Here is a 20,195-nt window from a genome sequence, read left to right as displayed (position 1 = left end):
CCAGTCACCCTGGAGGGCGCATGACCCGGATCAGCATGACGGTTGACGGCAGCACCTACTCCGACGAGGTCGAGCCACGCACCCTGCTCGTCCACTACCTGCGACAGCAGGTGGGCCGGACCGGCACGGTCGTCGGCTGTGACACCAGCAACTGCGGCGCCTGCACGGTGCTGCTGGACGGGCGCAGCGTGAAGTCCTGCACCGTGCTCGCCGTCCAGGCCGACGGCCACGAGGTCACCACCGTGGAGGGGCTGGCCACCGACGGCCGGCTGCACCCGGTGCAGCAGGCGTTCCACGAGTGCCACGCCCTGCAGTGCGGCTACTGCACGCCCGGCATGATCATGGCCTCCATCGACCTGCTCGGGTCCAACCCGCACCCCAGCGAGCAGGAGATCCGCGAGGGCCTCGAAGGCAACCTGTGCCGGTGCACCGGCTACCACAACATCGTCAAGGCCGTGCAGACCGCGGCCGCGGCCACCTCCGAGGCGGCGGCGTCATGACCGCCGTCGACGAGCGCCCCGCCACCGAGGTCGGCAGCCCGCGCCGCCGCAAGGAGGACCTGCGGCTGATCACCGGCCGCACCCGCTGGACCGACAACATCGTCCTGCCCGGCATGCTCCACCTGGCCATGGTCCGCAGTCCCTACGCGCACGCGCGGATCACCAATGTCGACACCGCCGAGGCCAAGGCCGCGCCGAACGTGGTCACCGTGATCACCGGCGCCGACGTGGCCGCCGAGCAGGGCAGCCTCCCCAACGCGTGGCCGATCACGACCGACCAGAAGACGCCCAACCACCCGTCCATCGCGGTCGACCGGGTGACGTTCGCCGGGGAGGTCGTCGCCGTCGTCGTGGCGCGGTCGGCGGCCGAGGCGCGCGACGCGGCTGAGCTCGTCGACGTCGACTACGAGGAGCTGCCGGCCGTCCTCGACCTCAAGGAGGCGGCAACGGACCAGGTCCTGGTCCACCCCGAGCTCGGCACCAACAGGATCGCCTTCTGGCAGTTCGACTCCGCGAACGCCGGCTCGGGCTCGTCCGTGGAGGACGCCATCGCCGAGGCGCGCGAGAACGGCATCCTCCTCGAGCGGGAGTACCGGCAGCAACGCCTCATCCCGGCGTTCATGGAGCCCCGCTCGTGCGTGGTCGACCCGACGGGTGAACAGACCACCGTGTGGTCCTCGACGCAGATCCCGCACATCCTGCGGTTGATGTACGCGATGTGCCTCGGCGTGCCGGAGTCCAAGGTCCGCGTCATCGCGCCCGACGTCGGCGGGGGCTTCGGCGGCAAGCTGCAGGTCAACCCCGAGGAGTTCATCACGTTCCTCGCCGCCCGCAGGGTGGGCAAGCCGTGCAAGTACACCGAGACCCGCTCCGAGTCCCTCATGGCCAGCCACCACGGTCGGGACCAGTGGCAGAAGGTGACGCTGGCCGCGACCAAGGACGGCACCGTGACTGGCCTGAAGGTGGACCTGCTGACCGACCTCGGCAGCTACGTCTCCCTGCTCGGCGGTGGGACGCCCGTGCTGGGCGCGTTCATGTTCAACGGGATCTACAAGTTCGGCGCCTACCAGTTCAACCTGACCCCGGTCCTCACGAACAAGACGTGGACCGACGCCTACCGCGGCGCGGGCCGGCCGGAGGCGACGTTCGCGATCGAACGGATCATGGACGACCTGGCTGCCGAGCTCGGACAGGACCCGTTGCTGGTCCGCGAGAGGAACTGGATCCGCCACGAGGAGTTCCCGTTCACGACCGTCGCGGGGCTCCAGTACGACTCCGGCAACTACGAGGCCGCGACGGCCAAGGCCAGGGAGCTCTTCGGCTACGACGAGCTCCGGGCCGAGCAGCGGCGGCGTCGGGAGTCGAACGACCCCGTCCAGCTCGGCATCGGGGTGTCCACCTTCACCGAGATGTGCGGGCTCGCCCCCTCACGCATCCTCGGGCAGCTGAACTATGGGGCCGGGGGCTGGGAGTCCGCGACCGTGCGGATGCTGCCCACCGGCAAGGTCGAGGTCGTCACCGGCACCAGCCCGCACGGCCAGGGCCACGAGACCGCCTGGTCGCAGATCGTGGCCGACCGGCTCGGCGTGCCGTTCGAGGACGTCGAGGTGCTGCACGGCGACACGCAGATCTCGCCCAAGGGCCTGGACACCTACGGCTCGCGCTCGCTGGTCGTCGGCGGCATGGCGCTGGTCAAGGCCGCAGACAAGGTGATCGAGAAGGCCCGGCCCATCGCTGCGCACCTGCTCGAGGCCAACGTCGACGACCTCGAGTTCAGTCGGGGCCGGTTCGGCGTCAAGGGCACGGACAAAGGGATGGCCATCGGTGAGGTCGCCCTCGCCGTCTTCACCGCGCACCACCTGCCCGACGGCGTGGAGTCCAGCCTGGACTCCGAGGCCACCTTCAACCCGGTCACCTTCTCCTTCCCGCACGGTACCCACCTGTGCGCGATCGAGGTCGACACTGAGACCGGCGCGACGAGAATCCGCTCGTACGTCTGCGTCGACGACATCGGGTCCGTGATCAACCCGCTCATCGTCGAGGGGCAGGTGCACGGCGGGCTCGTGCAGGGCATCGCCCAGGCCCTCTTCGAGGAGGCTGTGTATGACGAGTCCGGCACCTTGGTGACGGGGTCCTTCGTCGACTACCTGGTCCCGAGCGCCGCCGACGTCCCGTCGTTCGTCACGGCCCGCACCGAGACCCCCTCGACGACCAACGAGCTCGGGGTCAAGGGCGTCGGGGAGACCGGTGCCATCGCCTCGACCCCGGCGGTGGTCAACGCCGTGCTCGATGCGCTGCGCCCGTTCGGGGTCAGCGACATCACGATGCCGTGCACGCCGCACCGCGTGTGGCGGGCGATCCACGGACACGACGCGGCGACCCCCACGAGACCGAGCAGCGAGCAGTCGGTCGCCGAGCAGGGCGAGGGAGGGCAGCAGGCATGATCCCGGCCCAGTTCGACTACCACGCCCCGACCTCGGTGGACGAGGCGCTGCAGCTGCTCCGTGACGCGGACGATGCCAAGGTGCTCGCCGGCGGGCAGAGCCTCATCCCCGTGCTCCGGCTCCGTCTCGCAGCGCCCGCGACGATCGTCGACCTCGGGCGCATCGCCTCCCTGCGCGGCGTCCGTGAGGACGGCGACGCGGTCGTCATCGGCGCCATGACCCCGCACCACGAGGTCGCCGACCACCCGCTGGTCCGTGAGCACGCGCTGCTGCTGGCCCTCGCCACCGAGACGGTGGCCGACCCGCAGATCCGTCACCGGGGCACGCTCGGCGGTGCGCTCGTCCACGCCGACCCGGCCGGGGACCTGCTCGCCCCCGCCCTGGCCCTGGGAGCGCAGATGGTCATCCAGGGCAGCGGCGGCACCCGCACCGTCGACGCGTCGGACTTCTTCCAGGGCCTGTTCACCACGGTGGTGGGTGAGGACGAGCTGCTCAGCGAGATCCGCGTGCCCAAGCACACGGGCTGGGGCGCGCAGTACGAGAAGTTCACCCGCGTGGCCCAGCAGTGGTCGATCGTCGCCGTCGCGGCCACGGTGCGCGTCGAGGGCGGCACCATCGCCGAGGCGCGGGTGGCCCTGACCAACATGGGGTCCACCCCCGTGCGCGCCACGGCTGTCGAACAGGCACTCGTCGGTGCGGCCCCGACGCAGGAGGCGGTCCGCGCCGCAGCCGCGTCCGCCGCCGAGGGCACGCAGCCGCCGAGCGACACCAACGGGGACGCCGACTACCGTCGGCACCTCGCCACCGTGCTGACCGCCCGAGCGGTGCTCGCCGCCGCCGGATGACCGCCGATGCCGTCCCGCGTCCCGGGCGGGAGCCGGGGGCGCGGGACGGCACCGCCTGACTCGCAGGAGGTTCCGTGCAGCTCCAGCACCGGTTCACCGTGCCGGCCACCATCGACACCACCTGGGCCACCTTCAACGACCTCGAACGCACGGCCTCCTGCTTCCCCGGCGCCGAGGTCACCTCGGTCGAAGGGGAGGGGTTCACCGGGAACTGCAAGGTCAAGCTGGGGCCGATCTCGTTGCAGTACAACGGGACTGGCCGCTTCGTCGAGCGCGACGAGTCAGTGCACCGGGCCGTGATCGAGGCCAAGGGCAAGGACCGCCGAGGCAACGGCACCGCGGCGGCGACCGTGACCCTCCAGCTTCGCGACGCGGGGGAGGGCGCGACCGAGGCGGTCGTCGACACCGACCTCAACATCACCGGCAAGCCGGCGCAGTTCGGTCGTGGGGTCATGCAGGACGTCTCGGACAAGCTGCTCGCCCAGTTCGTCGACTGCCTCCGGGCCGAGCTGACCCCACCCACGGAAGCCGCGGCGCCCGAGGGTGGAGCGGTCGCCGCCGCCCCGACCGAGCCAGCCGCCGCAGCGACTCCCGGGCCGGCGCCGACTGCCAGTCCTGCGGCGGCTCCCTCGCCCCCGTCGCACCGGCGGCCTGCCGAGCTCGACCTCGGCACGACGGTGCTCCCGGTCCTGCTGCGCCGCTACGCGCCGTACCTCGCCGGCGCCCTCATCCTCACCGGAGCCGCGCTCCTGGTGCGTCGCCTCCGGCGCCGCCGCTGAGGCCCGGGGCGCTCGGAGCGCCCTCAGCCGGTGACGAAGGTCGCCATCATCCCCATGTCCTCGTGCTCGGCGTTGTGGCAGTGCACGACGAAGCGGCCTGCGTAGTCGGTGAACCGCACCGCGATGGCGACCTCCTCGCCGGCGCGCAGGCTGACCGTGTCCTTCCAGCCGTGGTCGTCCGGGCCGGGACCCGCCCGCCCCCGGCCGAGCACCTCGAACTGCTCCAGGTGCAGGTGCACCGGGTGGCTCACGTCGCTGGACAGGTGCCACACCTCGAGCTGCCCGAGGACCGGCCTGGCCAGGGGCCGGTCCGGCGCGAACGCGTCGCCGTTGATGGTCCAGGTGCCGCCGGCCCCGCCCCAGCGCTGGAAGGCCATGCTCCGGTGGACCACCGCAGCGCGCGGGTCGAACGCCGGCCCGGACGCCAAGGTGGATGGCACCCGCGAGGGGTCGGCCACCCGGGCGCCCACGACGAAGAGCATCACCTGACGGGTCCGACCCTGCCCGGCCCGGTTGACCAGCTGCACCCGCGCCCCGGGCCGGTAGCGGGCGAAGTCGACAACCACGTCGCAGCGCTCGCCGGGCGCCAGGCGGATCGTGTCCCGGGGCAGGGGTCGCCGCAGCAGGCCGCCGTCCGAGGCCACCTGGACGAGGCCGCCCCCGCCCGGCGGCGGGGGGTCCAGCGCGAGCGACCATGCGCGGGCGTTGGAGCCGTTGAGCAGGCGGAGCCGGTGCCGGGCCCCGGCCACCTCGTGCCGCGGCCACGGCACCCCGTTGACGAGAACCACGTCGCCGAGCACCCCGTCCATGAACGGGGTGGCCATGGCGTGCCCCGGCTCGGTCATCGGTCCGGTGACGGGGTAGGTGAGCGTGCCGTCGGCCCCGAACGCCCGGTCACAGAGCAGGACCGGGAGATCCCGTTCGCCCGTGGGCAGGCCCAGGGCGTCCTCGGCCGGGTCCAGCACGAGGTGGAAGCCCATGAGGCCGCGCCACAGCGCGCGACCGGTCGCCCCCATCCAGTGGTCGTGGTACCACAACGTCGCCGCCCGGGGCTGCGGCGGCACCACGTAGTCCCGGGTCCCGGAGGCCACCCGCGCCGCGGGGTCGGCGAGCACACCGAGGGCGCCGGCGGGCAGCCCGGCGTCGTTGCCGCCCCCGGCGCGCTGGCCGCTGGGTCCGAGGTGCGCCGCGCCGCTGCCGGGGGCCGTGCCGCCGCCGGCCGTGACGCCCGCACCGTAGGTCACCGGGCCGGACCCGACGGGCAGGAGGACGTCGGTCGGGAAGCCGTCGTCCCCGGCCGGCACGTGGCCGCCGTGCAGGTGCATCACCACGGGGACCGGCAGCTCGTTGGTGTGCCGCACGACCGTGCGCCGCCCGACGGTGGAGACGATGGTGGGGCCGGGGAAGCTGCCGGCATACGTCCACAGCGGCGTCGCGAGGCCGGGGAGCACCGGGAGGGTGCGCTCCAGCTCGTGCACCTCGTAGACGTCCGTGTCCCCGGTGGTGCTCACCGGCACGGCCACTGGCGGCACCACGAACGGCAGGGTGTATGCCGCGGGCAGCGGCGCGCGGCTGGCCACCAGGCCGCCCGGGACGGTGTCCTGCCCCCGGGCGCGGGCGCCCAGCGCCAGCCCGAGGGTGGTCACGGCTGCGGTGCCGGTGCCCACGGCGAAGGCGCGCCGGGTGAACGTGGCGCCCATGCCAGCAGGCTAGGTCCGGTCGAGCGTCCCTGTCCGCCGAACGAGCACGGCACCGGCCACGTGCTCGGGGCGGAACCCGCGACCCACCAGGCGGGCGGCCAGGCGCTGCACGATCGGCTGGACCGCGCGTCCCAGCAGGCGCACCGGCCGGGGGAAGCTCCGGGGCACGCCGGCCGCCGGGCCACCAGGGCGCACGACCTGGCGGTGCAGCAGCACCTGCAGGGACTGCATCGCCACGGTCGGGCGCTCGCGCCGGCGCTGGACCGCGGCCAGCGTGGCCTCGGGGACGGCCCCCTGCCGCAGCGCCCCGGTCAGCAAGTTGGCGGCGGCGACCGCGTCCTGCACCGCGAGGTTGATGCCGACCCCGAACGCGGGGGACATCGCGTGGGCCGCGTCGCCGATGAGCAGCAGGCCCGGGCGGTGCCACCGGGTCGCCCGGTTGACCTGCACGGTGAGCAGCTTGACCTGGTCCCACTCGCGCAGCTCGCCGACCACCTCGCCCAGGAACGGCGCGGCGCCGACCACCCGCTCCCGCAGCCGGGCCATCCCCTCGGCCCGGACCCGGGTCAAGCCGCCCTTGGGGATGAGCATCCCCGACTGGTAATAGCTGCCCCGGTCGATGGTGAGCACCATCTCGCCGGCGTCGAGGTAGGCCAGCGTCGGCGGTGGCTCCACCGCGGGCTTGGGCAGCCGGAACCACAGCACGTCGATCGGCACCCCGGACTCGCGAACCGGCATACCGGCTTGGTGGCGCAGCGTCGAGCTGCGTCCGTCGGCCGCGATGGTGAGGTCGGCGCGGACCTCCAGCCCGCCCTCGGCGGTGCGGGCGCGCACCCCGGTGACCGCGCCCCGGTCCCACAGCAGCTCGGTGGCCTCGGCGCCCATGACCAGGTGGAAACCGGGGAAGGCGCCGGCCTGCCGGGCGATGAAGTCCAGCAGGTCCCACTGCGGCATCAGGCCGAGGAACGCGCACGGCCCGCCGAGCGTGGCGAAGTCCACCGGGGTGAGCCGGTGGCCGTTGACCACCACGTCGAGGGTGCGGACCTCGTTCTGCAGCAAGGGGCGCAGCTGCTCGAACAGGCCCAGCTCGCGGAAGACCTCCAGCGTGGAGGGGTGGATGGTGTCGCCGCGGAAGTCGCGCAGGAAGTCGGTGTGCTTCTCCAGGACGACGACGTCCACGCCGGCCCGGGCGAGCAGGTGGCCCAGGACCATGCCAGCCGGTCCGCCACCGGCGATGCAGCACCGCGTCCGCAGCGCCCGCGTGCCGTCACCTGCTCCACGGTCAGCCATGACGACACCGTCCCTTCGCCGGTCCTTGCGGTAACTAGGCTGCACCCATGCCTACGCCGCCGCGCGCCAAGCAGGTCGAGACCGTCCGGGACCACCACGGCGACCGCGTCGTCGACCCCTACGAGTGGCTCCGGGACAAGTCCGACCCGGAGGTCATCGCCCACCTCGAGGCCGAGAACGCCTACGCCGAGGCGATGACCGCCCACCTGGAGCCACTGCGGGAGGCGATCTTCGAGGAGATCCGCAGCCGCACCCAGGAGACCGACCTGTCGGTGCCGGTGGCCTACCGGGGGTGGTGGTACTACGCGCGCACGTTCGAGGGCAAGCAGTACGCCACCCAGTGCCGGGCCCCGGTCAGCGACCCCGCGCAGCGGCCGTCGCTCGACGACGGCGCCGCGCCCGCGGGGGAGCAGGTGCTGCTCGACGGCAACGCCGAGGCCGAGGGGCACGAGTTCTTCTCCCTCGGCGCGCTCGAGGTCAGTGACGACGGCGCCCGGGTCGCCTACGCCGTCGACGTCGAGGGCGACGAGCGGTTCGCCCTGCGGGTCAAGGACATCGACACCGGCGAGGTCGTCGACGACGCGGTCGAGGACATCGGCTACGGCCTGGTGTGGTCCCTCGACGGGCGCTACCTGTTCTACACGCGGGTCGACGACGCCTGGCGTCCGCACCAGGTGTGGCGGCACGAGGTCGGCACCCCGGTCGGCGCCGACGTCATGGTCTTCGAGGAGCCGGACGAGCGGTTCTGGCTCGGGATCGGCTCCTCCCGCGACGAGCGCTGGATGGTCATCCAGGTGGCCTCGAAGCTGACCTCGGAGTGCTGGCTGCTCGACGCCGCCACCCCGCTCGCCGAGCCGCGCGTGGTCGCGCCGCGACGGGAGGGCGTGGAGTACGACGTGGAGCCGGCCGGCGACCGGCTGCTGGTCGTGCACAACGCCGGCGACCCCGACTTCGAGGTGGCGCAGGCGCCGCTGGACGCGACCAGCCCCGAGCAGTGGACGCCGTGGATCCCGCCGGTGCCGGGGGAGCGGGTGCTGGGGGTCGAGGCGTTCGCCGGCCACGCGGTGGTCTCCCTGCGTCGTGACGGCCTGAGCGCCCTGCGCGTCCTGCGTCGCGACGAAGGCGCGCCGCAGGGCTTCGGCCCGGCCCGCGAGGTCCGCTTCGACGAGCCGGTCTACTCGGTGTCCACCGGCAACAACCCGGCGTGGGAGGCCACCGAGCTGCAGGTCACCTTCGAGTCGATGGTGACGCCGCGGACCGTCTACGACGTCGACGTCGCGACCGGGGCGCTGACCCTGCTCAAGCGCCAGGCCGTGCTCGGCGGCTACGACCCGGCGGAGTACGAGCAGCACCGGGAGTGGGCCACCGCCGCGGACGGCACCCGGGTGCCCATCTCGCTGGTGCACCGGCGCGGGGTGCGCCCCGACGGGAGCAACCCCGGGCTCCTCTACGGCTACGGCGCCTACGAGATGTCGATGGACCCCTACTTCTCCGTGGCCCGGCTCTCGATGCTGGACCGCGGCTTCGTCTACGCCATCGCCCACGTGCGCGGCGGCGGCGAGATGGGGCGCCGGTGGTACGACGAGGGCAAGCTCGCGGCCAAGCCCAACACCTTCACCGACTTCGTGGCCTGCGCCGACCACCTGGTCGAGGCCGGCTGGGTGCACCCCGACCGGCTGGTCGCCGAGGGCGGCAGCGCCGGCGGGCTGCTCATCGGCGCCGCGGTCAACCTCGCGCCGTCGCGGTTCGCGGCTGTGCACGCCGCGGTGCCGTTCGTCGACGCCCTGACGACCATCCTCGACCCTTCGCTGCCGCTGACCGTGCCGGAGTGGGAGGAGTGGGGCAACCCGCTGGCCGACCCCGAGGTCTACGCCGCGATGAAGGCCTACACGCCGTACGAGAACGTCGCCCCGGTCCGCTACCCCGCGATCCTGGCCACCACCAGCCTCAACGACACCCGGGTCTACTTCGTGGAGCCGGCCAAGTGGGTGGCCCGCCTCCGTGACACGGTCACCAACGACCCCGACGAGCGCCCGGTCCTGCTGCGCACCGAGATGGTCGCCGGGCACGGAGGCAAGAGCGGGCGGTATGACGCGTGGCGGCAGTACGCGTGGGAGCTTGCCTTCCTCATCGACCGGGCGGGAGCGTGGGAGGGCTCCCGGACGTTGACCTGAGCACGGGCCGGGCCACGGCCCGCAGGCCCGCGTCGGCATTCTGCTGACGCGGCACCGTCCCGGCTGTCAAGATCCTGTGTGTGAAGGGCGGAAGGCGATGACGTTGCCGCCGAGCTGGCGCAGCGACACGGCGCTGCTCGACGCGCTCGGCGCTGCCGTCATCGGTGCCGACCTCACCGGGACGATCTTCTACTGCAACGCCGTCGCCGAGGCGCTCTACGGCTACACCCAGGACCAGCTGCGGGGCAGCAGCGTCATGGACCTCCTGGTGCCCACCGGCGGCATGGCCGCGGCCCAGGAGATCATGCGCCAGGTCACCGCCGGGCAGCGGTGGACCGGCGAGTTCCTCGTGCGCACCGCCAGCGGTGCCGAGAAGCTCGTCCAGATCACCGACTCACCCCTGTATGACGCGGGCGAAGTGGTGGGCGTCCTGGGTGTCGCCGAGGACGTGACCGACCTCGAGGCCGCCCGGGCCGGGATCCTGCAGCTGACCACCCGGCTGAACCGGCTGGCCAAGGTCACCGCGGAGCTGGCGGCGGCCCACGATCTGGAGGGCGTCACCGAGACGGTGGTGTCGCACGCCGCGGACGCGGTCGGGGCCAACCTCGCCTCGCTGAGCCTGCTCGAGGACGAGCACAACGTCCGGCTGGTCGGATTCCGTGGTGACGACCGGAGCCTGTCCACCGCCTACGAGCGCTACTCGCTGTCCAACCAGACGCCGTCGGCCGAGGCGATCCGCACCGGCAAGGCGGTCGTCGTCGAGGGCGCCGCCGCGATCAAGGAGCGGTTCCCGGAGACCTACGAGCGGGTGCCGGAGGAACGCACGTTCATCGCCCTGCCGCTGGTGGTGGGGGAGCGGCCGCTGGGGGCGATGGGACTGTCCTTCCCCGGCCCGCGCCACGTCGACGACCAGGAGCTGGAGTTCCTCAGCACCCTGGCCGACGCGACCGCCCAGGCGATCGACCGGCTCCAGGCGCTGGCCGACGCCGCGGACCGCTCGGCCAAGCTGTCCTTCCTCGCCGGTGCGGCGGCCGAGCTGGCCAGCAGCCTGGACTACCGCTCCACCCTGGCCAACGTGGCCCGGCTGGCCGTGCCCACCCTCGCCGACTGGTGCGCCGTCCAGGTCGTCGAGGACGGCAACCTGACCACGCTGGCGGTTGCCCACGTCGACCCGGCCAAGGTGGTCCTGGCCCAGGAGCTGTCGGAGCGCTACCCCCCGGACCCCACGGCGCAGGCCGGCGCCCACCACGTCGCCCGGACGGGGGTCAGCGAGCTGTACCCCGAGGTCACCGACGAGATGCTGGTCGCCGGTGCCCGCGACGAGGAGCACCTGCGCCTGTCCCGGGAGCTGCAGCTGCGCAGCGGCCTGGTCGTGCCGCTCATCGCCCGCCAGCAGGTGCTCGGGGTGCTGACCCTGGTCAGCGCCGAGTCCGGCCACCGCTACGACCAGTCCGACCTGGCCTTTGCCGAGAACCTCGCCCATCGAGCGGCGGTCGCCATCGACAACGCGCTGCTCTACAGCGAGACGCGCGAGGCCTCGCTGCGCCTCCAGCGTGCGGTGTCCCCCGAGCGGCTGGAGGAGCTGCCCGGCTGGGAGCTGGCCGGCGTCTACCGGCCGGCGGGCAGCACCGAGGTCGGGGGCGACTTCTACGACGCGGTCCCGCTGGAGGACGGGCGGCTGGCGGTGTTCATGGGCGACGTCATGGGCCGGGGCCTGCTCGCCGCGGCGTCCATGGCCGTGGTGCGCTCGGCGTTGCGCGCCTACATCGTGATCGACCCCAGCCCGGACGCGGTGATGACCAAGCTCGACGTGATGTTCCGGCGCTACGACATCGCCCAGCTGGTCACCCTGGTCTACCTCGTCGTCGACGCCCAGCGCGACGAGATCGCCCTGGTCAACGCCGGGCACCCGCCACCGCTGGTGGTCGGCCCGGACGGCTTCGTCGAGCGGCTCCCGCTGGCGGAGTCACCACCGCTGGGCCTGGAGGGCTTCGACCGGCGCACGCTGCGGGTGCCGTTCCGCCCCGGTGCCACCCTGCTGGCGTTCACCGACGGCCTGGTCGAGCGCCGCGGCGAGGACATCGACACCGGGCTGGAGCGCCTGGCGCGCCGCGCCGGGACCCTGTCCGGTCCGGACCTGTCCGAGCTGCTCTCGGGGCTCGTCGCCGGGATGACGGACACGGAGCGGGAGGACGACGTGGCCGCGATCGCCGTCCGGCACGTCGAGTCGGCGACCTGAGGCCGATCCCGGGTCAGCCGCGCAAGCGGCTCAGCGGTCGGGCAGCGAGGCGAACGCGTCGTCCGCGGCGCGGTGCAGCTGGTCGGCCAGGTCCCGGACGCGGGCCGCGGTCTCCGACCGGCGGTTCTGCAGCTGCAGGGCGTGGGCGTCGAGCTGGGCCACCCGGGCCTCGGCGGCCTGGATCATGTCGCCGGCGCGGGCCTGGGCGCCGTCGATGATGTCGGCCGCCTCCTGGCGGGCCTGGCGCACGATCTGGTCGCGCTCGACGTTGGCGGCGGCCACGACGGAGTCGGCCACTTCCTGGGCGCGGCCGAGCAGCGCGGTCGCGGCGGCCGAGGTGAGTCCCGGTTCGGCGCTGGCCAGCGCGGCGATGTGCGCGTCCACCTGGCCCGGGTCGTATCCGTGGGCCACCCGCGTGAAACGGGGGCCGGTGCTCTCGGCGTAGGTCACCGCGTGCCCTCCTGCATTCCGGCGTGTGGGTTCGTGGCGAGCCTACACAGCCACACGGGGGGCGCAGGACGGCCCGATCCCGGGTGACGTCAAGACGGCGTCCGGCCCGTGGGCGCCGGGCGGTCCAGCCGGCCACGGTCTGGCCCGGTGCACCCGCGCGCCCACGGTCTGGCCCCGGCGGGGGAGCGGGCGATCAGGCCCGGGCGGGAGAGCGGGCGATCAGCCCCCGCGCGACGAGCTCGACGGTGACGAGCACCGCGACCGACTGGACCAGCAGCAGGGCCACCAGGACGACGAGCTGCACGGCGGCCGCCTGCAGCGGGGAGGCACCGCCGAGCAGCATGCCCACGAAGGCCCCCGGGAGGGTGACCAGGCCCACGGTGCGGGTCTGGTCGAGCCCCGGGACCAGGGCCAGCGCGGCGTCGTCCCGCGCCACCAGCAGGGCGGCGTCGCGGTCGAGCAGCCCGATGGACAGGGCCGCGTCGTACTCCCCGGCCCGGTTCTGCAGCGCGTCCAGGGCGCGGCGGCCGGCCAGCGTCGTGGCCGTCATGGCGTTGCCGATGAGGATCCCGGCGATCGGGACGACGGCGATCGGGCGCAGCGGCACCAGGCCGCTGGCCAGCAGCCCCGCGACTACCGGCGCCGCCCCCGCAAGGACGGGCAGCCCGGCGACCCACCACCGGCCGGAGGCGGCGAGGCGCCGCCCGGCGGTCAGGCTCGCCACGCCGAACATCACCAGGAGGAACGCCGCGGTGAGCGCCCACGAGCGCAGCACCGTGGCGATGACCAGGCCGACCAGGGCCAGCTGCAGCGTCGCGCGTCCGGCGGCGACCAGGTCGTCGCGGGCGTGGCCGAGGCCGCCGCGCAGGTTGATGAGCGCCGCGAGGCCGGTGCACACCACCACGACCGCGGCCAGTCGCAGCAGGCCGCCGGTGCCCTCGACACTGACCAGGGCCTGCGAGGTGAGGTGGCCGGTCGGCATACCCGCAGGCGCGTGGATCACGCGCCGCATTATCCGCCGGACCGTGGGAGGGGCCGCGGGCCGACGCGCGGGACAACCTAGACTGGGCGGGTGATTTCCCGGATTGACCTGCGTGGCCGCGCCCTCGACGTGCGCTCGCTGCGCGAGACGTTGCCCCGTGCGGAGTTCGACGTGGAGGCGGCACTGGACGCGGTGCGGCCCATCTGCGAGGACGTCCGTCATCGTGGTGCGGACGCCCTGCGCGACCTCGGGGAACGCTTCGACGGGGTGCGCCCCGCGCAGCTGCGGGTGCCGGCCGGGGTGCTGGCCGCGGCGCTGGAGCAGCTCGACCCCGCCGTGCGCGCCGCGCTGGAGGAGTCGGTCCGACGTGCCCGCATCGTCCACGAGGACCAGCGCCGCACCGACCACACCACGCAGGTCGTGCCCGGCGGCACCGTCACCGAGCGGTGGATCCCGGTGGACCGGGTCGGCCTCTACGTCCCCGGTGGCGTCGCGGTCTACCCCAGCTCCGTGGTGATGAACGTCGTCCCGGCGCAGATCGCCCAGGTCGGCTCGATCGCCGTGACCAGCCCGCCGCAGCGGGACAACACCGGGGTGTTCGCCGGCTACCCGCACCCGACGATCCTGGCCGCCTGCGCCCTGCTCGGCGTCGACGAGGTCTACGCCGTCGGCGGCGCCCAGGCGGTCGCGATGTTCGCCTACGGCGCCCGCGAGAGCGGCCCGGAGGGGACCAACACCGGCGAGGTGCTCTGCGAGCCGGTCAGCCTGGTCACCGGCCCGGGCAACATCTACGTCGCCGCGGCCAAGCGCGCGCTCAAGGGCCTGATCGGCATCGACGCCGAGGCCGGCCCGACCGAGATCGCCGTGCTCGCCGACGAGACCGCGGACGCCGACCACGTCGCCGCCGACCTGGTCAGCCAGGCCGAGCACGACACCCTCGCCGCGTCGGTCCTCGTCACCGACAGCGAGGAGCTCGTCGCGCGCGTCGAGGAGGCCCTCGAGCGCCGGGTCGCCGCCACCAAGCACACCGAGCGGGTCCGCACCGCGCTGTCGGGACGCCAGTCCGGCATCGTCCTGGTCGACGACCTCGACGCCGGTGTGACCGTGGTCGACGCCTATGCCGCCGAGCACCTGGAGATCCAGACCCGTGACGCCCGTGCGGTCGCGATGCGCATCCGCAACGCCGGGGCGATCTTCGTCGGGCCGTGGGCACCGGTGAGCCTGGGCGACTACGCCGCCGGCTCCAACCACGTCCTGCCCACCGGCGGCTGTGCCTGCCACTCCAGCGGCCTGTCGGTGCAGTCGTTCCTGCGCGGCATCCACCTGGTCGACTACACGCAGGACGCGCTGCGTGACGTCGCCGACCACGTGGTCACGCTGGCCGGCGCCGAGGACCTGCCCGCCCACGGCGAGGCGGTCACGGCGCGGTTCGGTGACGGCCGGTGACCTCGATCGAGCAGCTGCTGCGCCCCGACCTGCGCGGCCACACCGCCTACGGCGCGCCCCAGCTCGAGGTGCCGGTCCGGCTCAACACCAACGAGAACTCGTATGCCGTGCCCGACGACGTCGTCGCGGCGATCGTCGCCGCGGTGGCCGAGGTCGCGCCGACGCTGAACCGCTACCCCGACCGGGAGTTCACCCGGCTGCGTGAGGACCTCGCGTCCTACCTGACGCGCACCGGCGGCGTGACGCTCGACCCGGCGCAGCTGTGGGCCGGCAACGGGTCCAACGAGGTGCTGTTGCACCTGCTGCAGGCCTTCGGCGGCCCGGACCGCACCGCCCTGGGGTTCACCCCGGCCTACTCGATGCACCCGATCATCACCCGCACCACCGGCACCCGCTGGGTCGACGGCCTGCGCGGCGTGCCGGGCGCCGGCGAGTTCGACCTCGACGCCGAGTCGGCGGTCAGCCAGGTCAAGGAGCACCAGCCGCACCTGGTCTTCCTGTGCTCGCCGAACAACCCGACCGGCACGTCACTGGGCCTTGACGTGGTCGAGGCCGTGCACGAGGCGGCCCCCGGCGCGGTGGTCGTGGTCGACGAGGCCTACGCCGAGTTCGCCCGCCCGGGGACGCCGAGCGCGCTGACCCTGCTGCAGGGCCGGCCCCGGCTGGTCGTCACCCGCACCATGAGCAAGGCGTTCGCCCTGGCTGGCGGCCGACTGGGCTACCTCGCGGCCGACCCCGAGCTGGTCGCCGCGCTGCGCCTGGTCCGCATGCCCTACCACCTGTCCGCGCCGACGCAGGCCGTCGCGTGCGCCGCGCTCGAGCACGCCGGGGCGCTGCTCGACACGGTCGAGACGATCAAGGGCCAGCGCGACCGCATCGTCACCGAGCTGGCCGCGATGGGGCTGCGCCCCGTCCCCAGCGACGCCAACTTCGTGCTCTTCGGCGGCCTCGCCGACGAGCACGCGACCTGGCAGGCCCTGCTGGACGAGGGGATCCTCATCCGGGACGTCGGCCTGCCCCACCACCTCCGCGTCACGGCGGGCACCCCCGAGGAGACCGACGCCTTCCTCGCGGCGATGCGCGCCCTGGCACCCACCCACCGGCAGGAGCAGCCCGCATGACCGACCAGGCCATCGACGCCCGCACCACCACCCCCGCCCGCACCGCCCACATCCGGCGGCAGACCCACGAGAGCACGGTCGAGGTCGAGGTCAACCTCGACGGCACCGGCGAGTCGCAGGTCAGCACCGGGGTCCGGTTCTACGACCACATGCTCGCCAGCCTGGCCAAGCACAGCCTCATCGACCTGCGGGTGCAGGCCACCGGGGACGTCGACGTCGACGCGCACCACACCGTGGAGGACGTCGCGATCGTCCTCGGTGAGGCGCTGCGCGAGGCGCTGGGCGACAAGCGCGGCATCTCCCGCTTCGGCGACGCGACCGTGCCGCTCGACGAGACCCTCGTGCAGGCGGTCGTCGATGTGGCCGGGCGCCCCTACGTCGTGCACACCGGCGAGCCCGAGGGCCAGGCCTACGTGCTCATCGGCGGCAGCTACGTCGGTGCCCTGACGCGTCACGTGTTCGAGAGCCTGGCTCACCACGCCGGGATCGCCCTGCACGTGCGGGTGCTGTACGGCCGCGACCCGCACCACCTGGTCGAGGCGCAGTTCAAGGCCGTGGCCCGGGCACTGCGGGCTGCTGTGGCGCGCGACCCGCGGGTCAGCGGCATCCCCAGCGCGAAGGGCAGCCTGTAAACCCCGTGGACGTGCCGTGGCGGTCCGGGCGGCACGGACGGGGCGTGCTGCTCGTCCGCGGCCGCCCCGACGCCGTGGCCACGTGGTCCCGGCGCGGTCTGCTGCCCGTGCACGTGCTGCCCCTCCCGGGGTGGACCGCGGTGCTCCCGGCGGGCCCGTCCCGGGCCCGGGCGCCCTACGACGACGCGCTGACCGTGCTGGCCGCCCGTCCTGTCCCCAGCCGCCTGCGGTCGGCGGTCGGCCTGTTCCGGGTGGAGGACCGCGCCGTGGTGACGCTGCAACCGGGCGGGTGGCGCGCGATACAGCGCTGGGTCGTCTGGGAGCCGGGCCACGGCGTGGTGCGCTCGTCGCGGCTGCCGACCGCGCGGCCGGACGAGCTCGTCGCCGCCGCCGGACTGCGTGACCGGCGGGCGGTGCGCGACGTCGCTGGACTGCTGCACGACGCCGGTGGTGAGGCCGGTGGCCTGCTCGCTTCGCTGATGGAGGTGCTGGACCTGCCCGGCCAGGGTCTGCTGGCCGACCCGCTGTCGGCTGCCGGTGCCGAGGGGGCCCGGCTGGTGGAGCCGGACGAGGCGCATCTGGCGAGGTTCGACTCGATCGTGACGGACGAGGCCCGGCTGCGGGCCGAGATGGAAGGACACTAGATGGCTGCCCGCGTGGTGGTGCTCGACTACGGCAGTGGCAACGTCCGCTCGGCGGTGCGCGCCCTGGAGCGCGTCGGCGCCGATGTCGAGCTCACAGCCGACCGGTCCGCGGTGCTGGCCGCCGACGGCCTGCTGGTGCCCGGCGTCGGCAACTTCCACGCCTGTATGCGCGGGCTGCGGGCTGTCGACGGCCCTCGCCTGATCGAGACGCGCCTGTCCGGCGGGCGACCGGTGCTCGGGGTCTGCGTCGGCATGCAGGTGCTCTTCGAGGGCTCCACCGAGCCCAGCGTCGACGGCGACGAGGCCGGGCTGGGGGAGTGGCCCGGCATGGTCGAGCGCCTCGAGGCCGACGTCGTGCCGCACATGGGCTGGTCGACGGTCAGCGCGGCGCAGGGCACCCGGCTCTTCGCCGGCGTGGAGCAGGAGCGGTTCTACTTCGTGCACTCCTATGCCGCCGCCCACTGGCAGCTCGACCCGCAGGGCGCGTTCGCCGCGATGGCGCCCAAGGTCACCTGGAGCGAGCACGACAAGCCGTTCGTGGCTGCCGTCGAGAACGGCCCGCTGTCGGCTACCCAGTTCCACCCGGAGAAGTCCGGCGACGCCGGCGCCCAGCTGCTGCGCAACTGGGTCCAGTCCCTCTGACCGTCCCCCAGAACGCCCACGACACAAGGAGATCCGTGACCACTGCACCCCGCCTCGAGCTGCTGCCCGCCGTCGACGTGGCAGGCGGCCGGGCCGTCCAGCTGGTCCAGGGAATTGCCGGCAGCGGCGGGGAGTTCGGCGACCCGTGGGAGGCTGCGCTCGCCTGGCAGGAGCAGGGCGCCGAGTGGCTGCACCTGGTCGACCTCGACGCGGCGTTCGGTCGCGGCTCCAATGCCGAGCTGCTCGCGAGCATCGTCGGCCGGCTCGACCTGAAGGTGGAGATGTCCGGCGGCATCCGCGACGCCGCGACCCTGGAGCGGGCGCTGGCCACGGGCTGTCGTCGGGTCAACCTCGGCACCGCGGCGCTGGAGGACCCCGAGTGGACCGCCCGCGCCATCGCCGAGCACGGTGACCGGGTCGCGGTCGGCCTCGACGTGCGCGGCACCACCCTGGCCGCCCGCGGCTGGACCCAGGAGGGTGGGGACCTCTGGGAGACCCTGGCCCGCCTCGACGCCGAGGGCTGCTCGCGCTACGTCGTCACCGACGTCAACAAGGACGGCATGCTCAAGGGCCCCAACCTGGACCTGCTGCGGGACGTGTGCGCCCGCACCGACCGCCCGGTCGTGGCCTCGGGCGGCGTGTCGACGCTCGCCGACATCGAGGCGATCCGCGGGCTCGTGCCGCTCGGGGTAGAGGGGGCGATCGTCGGCTCCGCCCTCTACCGCGGGGCGTTCACCCTGCCCGACGCGCTCGACGTCGCCGGCCGGCCGTGAGCACCCGCCGCGTCGACGCGTCCGGCGGGCCGTGGGAGGACGCCTTCGGCTATGCCCGGGCGGTCCGGGTCGGCAACCAGGTGCACGTCTCAGGTTGCACCGCGGTCGTCGACGGGGCGGTCGCCCACCCCGGTCACGCCGGTGCGCAGGCGCTGGTCGCGCTCGACGCCGCCCTCGCGGCGCTGACCCGGCTCGGCGGCACGGACGCCGACGTGGTCCGCACGCGCATGTACGTCACCGACCGTGCCGACTGCGAGGCCGTGGGCCGGGCCCACGGGTCGCGCCTGGGCGGGGTGCGCCCCGCCGCCACCATGGTGGTCGTCGCCGGTCTCCTCGACCCCGCCATGCTCGTCGAGATCGAGCTCGACGCCGTCGTCACCACCGCGCAGGAGCAGTCATGAGCCACGACTCGGCCGGCATCCCCTTCACCGGCCGGCAGCTGTCCGGCACCGGCTTCGACGACGACACCGGAGCGGCGGACCCGGCCCTGCTGGACGCGCTCGGGCGGCGCGCGGACGAGAGCGCGCTGATGGCCGCGCTGGCCGGCGCCCGGCTGATCGTGCCGATCGTCGCGGCGCCCACCGAGGTTGACGACTCCGGTGACCTGGCGGTCGAGAAGTCCACCGACATGGCCGTGGTCACCCTCACCGCCCCCGATGGCCAGCGTGCCCTGCCGGTGTTCAGCAGCGTCGAAGCGCTCGCGGCCTGGGACGCCTCGGCCCGCCCGTCGCCGGTCACCAGCGCCCTGGCCGCGCAGGCCGCCGTGCAGGAGCGGTGCGACGTCATGGTGCTCGACCTCGGCTCGGGGAGCCCGACCGTGCTGCGCCCGAGCATGCTCTGGGCGCTGGCCCAGCAGCGCGAGTGGTTGCCGGCGTACGAGGACCCGTTCATCGCCCAGGCCCTTGCCCGCGCGACCGCGCAGGAGCCCGACGTCCTCGATGTGTCGACCGAGGCTGGCGAGCCGGGCACTGGCACGCTGCGCGTGGTCCTGTTGCTGCGCCCCGGTCTCGACCCCGGGCAGGTCCAGGCGCTGGCGACGCGGGTGGGGGAGCGGATCGCCACCGACGGCGAGGCCCGGGCCCGGATCGACGCCCTGGCCTTCGCGATCCGTCAGGCGTGAGGCGCCGGCAGCTCGGTGACGCCGACGACGGCGTCGACGTCGATCGGCCCGTAGACGTGCGGAAACTCCTCACCCGTCTCCGGGTTGCCCACCTCCCGCACGAGCGGTGAGGTCAGCCGCGACTCGTCGATCTCCAGCAGCAGCAACGGTTTCGGGTACGCCGCGTAGAACGCGCGCCTGACGACCGGCCACTGCTGCGCCGAACTGCAGTGGATGAAGCCTTCCTCGGCCAGCGTGCGTCCCAGCGTTGACTGCTCGTAGGACCCTGAGACCCGCGAGGCATCCCAGTGCTGCTGCTCCGCCAGGTGGTAGATGGTCACGCTGCCGACCGTATCCGAGCATCCAGCGACGGTCGGTCACAGGCCTGCGTGGTCACCGTGCGTGGGTGGCGAGGGGGACGCTCGGGCCTGCTCG

The 20,195-nt window shown here is 73.8% G+C and carries 19 protein-coding genes; 14 read left to right on the top strand and 5 right to left on the bottom strand.

What is annotated here, in order from left to right; translation table 11 throughout:
• Nucleotides 1-20 precede the first annotated feature (20 nt).
• The 4 genes from ACXVGS_RS01575 (at nt 21) to ACXVGS_RS01560 (ending at nt 4,568) form a co-directional block, all read left to right on the top strand.
• Nucleotides 21-500, top strand: a complete 480-nt coding sequence (locus ACXVGS_RS01575) for a (2Fe-2S)-binding protein (RefSeq protein WP_458528054.1) — start codon at nt 21-23, stop codon at nt 498-500.
• Complete coding sequence (locus ACXVGS_RS01570; RefSeq protein WP_458531308.1) at nt 497-2,944, top strand: xanthine dehydrogenase family protein molybdopterin-binding subunit; 2,448 nt, start codon at nt 497-499, stop codon at nt 2,942-2,944. The genes ACXVGS_RS01575 and ACXVGS_RS01570 overlap by 4 nt, the downstream gene beginning before the upstream one ends.
• The gene (locus ACXVGS_RS01565) at nt 2,941-3,789 is read left to right on the top strand and encodes an FAD binding domain-containing protein (protein ID WP_458528056.1); all 849 of its coding nucleotides are present in this window, start codon (nt 2,941-2,943) and stop codon (nt 3,787-3,789) included. The genes ACXVGS_RS01570 and ACXVGS_RS01565 overlap by 4 nt, the downstream gene beginning before the upstream one ends.
• 74 nt (nt 3,790-3,863) lie before the next feature.
• Nucleotides 3,864-4,568: an SRPBCC family protein gene (locus ACXVGS_RS01560; RefSeq protein WP_458531309.1), complete on the top strand. Its 705-nt coding sequence runs from the start codon at nt 3,864-3,866 to the stop codon at nt 4,566-4,568.
• Between the two features lie 23 nt (nt 4,569-4,591).
• Here ACXVGS_RS01560 and ACXVGS_RS01555 read toward each other — a convergent pair whose 3' ends face one another.
• Entirely contained in the window at nt 4,592-6,268 is a 1,677-nt protein-coding gene (locus ACXVGS_RS01555) for a multicopper oxidase family protein (protein ID WP_458536560.1), read from the bottom strand.
• A 9-nt stretch (nt 6,269-6,277) separates the two neighbouring features.
• A complete protein-coding gene (locus ACXVGS_RS01550) occupies nt 6,278-7,558 on the bottom strand; it encodes an FAD-dependent oxidoreductase (RefSeq protein WP_458528059.1) in 1,281 nt (426 codons plus the stop codon).
• A gap of 47 nt (nt 7,559-7,605) precedes the next feature.
• On the opposite strand from ACXVGS_RS01550, the gene ACXVGS_RS01545 reads away from it, so the two are divergent.
• Both ACXVGS_RS01545 and ACXVGS_RS01540 read left to right on the top strand, forming a co-directional pair.
• Complete coding sequence (locus tag ACXVGS_RS01545) at nt 7,606-9,732, top strand: S9 family peptidase (RefSeq protein WP_458536559.1); 2,127 nt, start codon at nt 7,606-7,608, stop codon at nt 9,730-9,732.
• Between the two features lie 97 nt (nt 9,733-9,829).
• Nucleotides 9,830-11,971 carry a SpoIIE family protein phosphatase gene (locus ACXVGS_RS01540; protein WP_458531312.1) on the top strand — a complete coding sequence of 714 codons (2,142 nt, stop codon included), beginning with the start codon at nt 9,830-9,832 and terminating at the stop codon, nt 11,969-11,971.
• A 30-nt stretch (nt 11,972-12,001) separates the two neighbouring features.
• On the opposite strand, the gene ACXVGS_RS01535 is transcribed toward ACXVGS_RS01540, so the two are convergent.
• Together ACXVGS_RS01535 and ACXVGS_RS01530 are read right to left on the bottom strand one after the other, a co-directional pair.
• Nucleotides 12,002-12,421 carry a hypothetical protein gene (locus tag ACXVGS_RS01535; protein WP_458528062.1) on the bottom strand — a complete coding sequence of 140 codons (420 nt, stop codon included), beginning with the start codon at nt 12,419-12,421 and terminating at the stop codon, nt 12,002-12,004.
• Nucleotides 12,422-12,614: 193 nt separating this feature from the next.
• Entirely contained in the window at nt 12,615-13,424 is an 810-nt protein-coding gene (locus ACXVGS_RS01530) for an ABC transporter permease (protein ID WP_458528063.1), read from the bottom strand.
• 69 nt (nt 13,425-13,493) lie between these two features.
• On the opposite strand from ACXVGS_RS01530, the gene hisD reads away from it, so the two are divergent.
• The 8 genes from hisD to ACXVGS_RS01490 are packed head-to-tail and all read left to right on the top strand — an operon-like array spanning nt 13,494 to nt 19,781.
• A complete protein-coding gene (gene hisD / locus ACXVGS_RS01525) occupies nt 13,494-14,849 on the top strand; it encodes a histidinol dehydrogenase (RefSeq protein WP_458528064.1) in 1,356 nt (451 codons plus the stop codon).
• Nucleotides 14,846-15,970 carry a histidinol-phosphate transaminase gene (locus ACXVGS_RS01520; RefSeq protein WP_458528065.1) on the top strand — a complete coding sequence of 375 codons (1,125 nt, stop codon included), beginning with the start codon at nt 14,846-14,848 and terminating at the stop codon, nt 15,968-15,970. Before hisD ends, ACXVGS_RS01520 begins: the two co-directional genes overlap by 4 nt.
• Nucleotides 15,967-16,602, top strand: coding sequence for an imidazoleglycerol-phosphate dehydratase HisB (gene hisB, locus ACXVGS_RS01515; protein WP_458528066.1), 636 nt, complete (start codon nt 15,967-15,969; stop codon nt 16,600-16,602). The genes ACXVGS_RS01520 and hisB overlap by 4 nt, the downstream gene beginning before the upstream one ends.
• 44 nt (nt 16,603-16,646) lie before the next feature.
• Nucleotides 16,647-17,246 (top strand): hypothetical protein, encoded by a 600-nt coding sequence (locus ACXVGS_RS01510; protein ID WP_458531314.1) that lies wholly within the window; start codon nt 16,647-16,649, stop codon nt 17,244-17,246.
• Nucleotides 17,247-17,888, top strand: a complete 642-nt coding sequence (gene hisH / locus ACXVGS_RS01505; protein ID WP_458536558.1) for an imidazole glycerol phosphate synthase subunit HisH — start codon at nt 17,247-17,249, stop codon at nt 17,886-17,888. It abuts the gene before it with no gap.
• A gap of 35 nt (nt 17,889-17,923) precedes the next feature.
• Nucleotides 17,924-18,661 carry a bifunctional 1-(5-phosphoribosyl)-5-((5-phosphoribosylamino)methylideneamino)imidazole-4-carboxamide isomerase/phosphoribosylanthranilate isomerase PriA gene (gene priA, locus ACXVGS_RS01500; protein ID WP_458528069.1) on the top strand — a complete coding sequence of 246 codons (738 nt, stop codon included), beginning with the start codon at nt 17,924-17,926 and terminating at the stop codon, nt 18,659-18,661.
• Entirely contained in the window at nt 18,658-19,062 is a 405-nt protein-coding gene (locus ACXVGS_RS01495; protein ID WP_458528070.1) for a RidA family protein, read from the top strand. Before priA ends, ACXVGS_RS01495 begins: the two co-directional genes overlap by 4 nt.
• Nucleotides 19,059-19,781, top strand: a complete 723-nt coding sequence (locus ACXVGS_RS01490; RefSeq protein ID WP_458528071.1) for an SseB family protein — start codon at nt 19,059-19,061, stop codon at nt 19,779-19,781. Before ACXVGS_RS01495 ends, ACXVGS_RS01490 begins: the two co-directional genes overlap by 4 nt.
• Here ACXVGS_RS01490 and ACXVGS_RS01485 read toward each other — a convergent pair.
• Complete coding sequence (locus tag ACXVGS_RS01485) at nt 19,772-20,101, bottom strand: DUF952 domain-containing protein (RefSeq protein ID WP_458528072.1); 330 nt, start codon at nt 20,099-20,101, stop codon at nt 19,772-19,774. The two genes, ACXVGS_RS01490 and ACXVGS_RS01485, sit on opposite strands and share 10 nt — an antisense overlap.
• Between the last annotated feature and the right edge of the window lie 94 nt (nt 20,102-20,195).

Source organism: Oryzihumus sp., from assembly GCF_054325275.1.
Note: the sequence above shows the minus strand (reverse complement) of the source record. Positions and strands in the feature narration are given on the sequence as shown.

Coding starts and splice junctions, on each gene's coding strand:
- ACXVGS_RS01555 (WP_458536560.1), bottom strand. CDS start 6,268: ATGGGCGCCACGTTCACCCGGCGCGCCTTCGCCGTGGGCACCGGCACC.
- ACXVGS_RS01545 (WP_458536559.1), top strand. CDS start 7,606: ATGCCTACGCCGCCGCGCGCCAAGCAGGTCGAGACCGTCCGGGACCAC.
- ACXVGS_RS01490 (WP_458528071.1), top strand. CDS start 19,059: ATGAGCCACGACTCGGCCGGCATCCCCTTCACCGGCCGGCAGCTGTCC.
- ACXVGS_RS01575 (WP_458528054.1), top strand. CDS start 21: ATGACCCGGATCAGCATGACGGTTGACGGCAGCACCTACTCCGACGAG.
- ACXVGS_RS01550 (WP_458528059.1), bottom strand. CDS start 7,558: ATGGCTGACCGTGGAGCAGGTGACGGCACGCGGGCGCTGCGGACGCGG.
- hisB (WP_458528066.1), top strand. CDS start 15,967: ATGACCGACCAGGCCATCGACGCCCGCACCACCACCCCCGCCCGCACC.
- hisH (WP_458536558.1), top strand. CDS start 17,247: ATGGCTGCCCGCGTGGTGGTGCTCGACTACGGCAGTGGCAACGTCCGC.
- ACXVGS_RS01565 (WP_458528056.1), top strand. CDS start 2,941: ATGATCCCGGCCCAGTTCGACTACCACGCCCCGACCTCGGTGGACGAG.
- ACXVGS_RS01570 (WP_458531308.1), top strand. CDS start 497: ATGACCGCCGTCGACGAGCGCCCCGCCACCGAGGTCGGCAGCCCGCGC.
- ACXVGS_RS01540 (WP_458531312.1), top strand. CDS start 9,830: ATGACGTTGCCGCCGAGCTGGCGCAGCGACACGGCGCTGCTCGACGCG.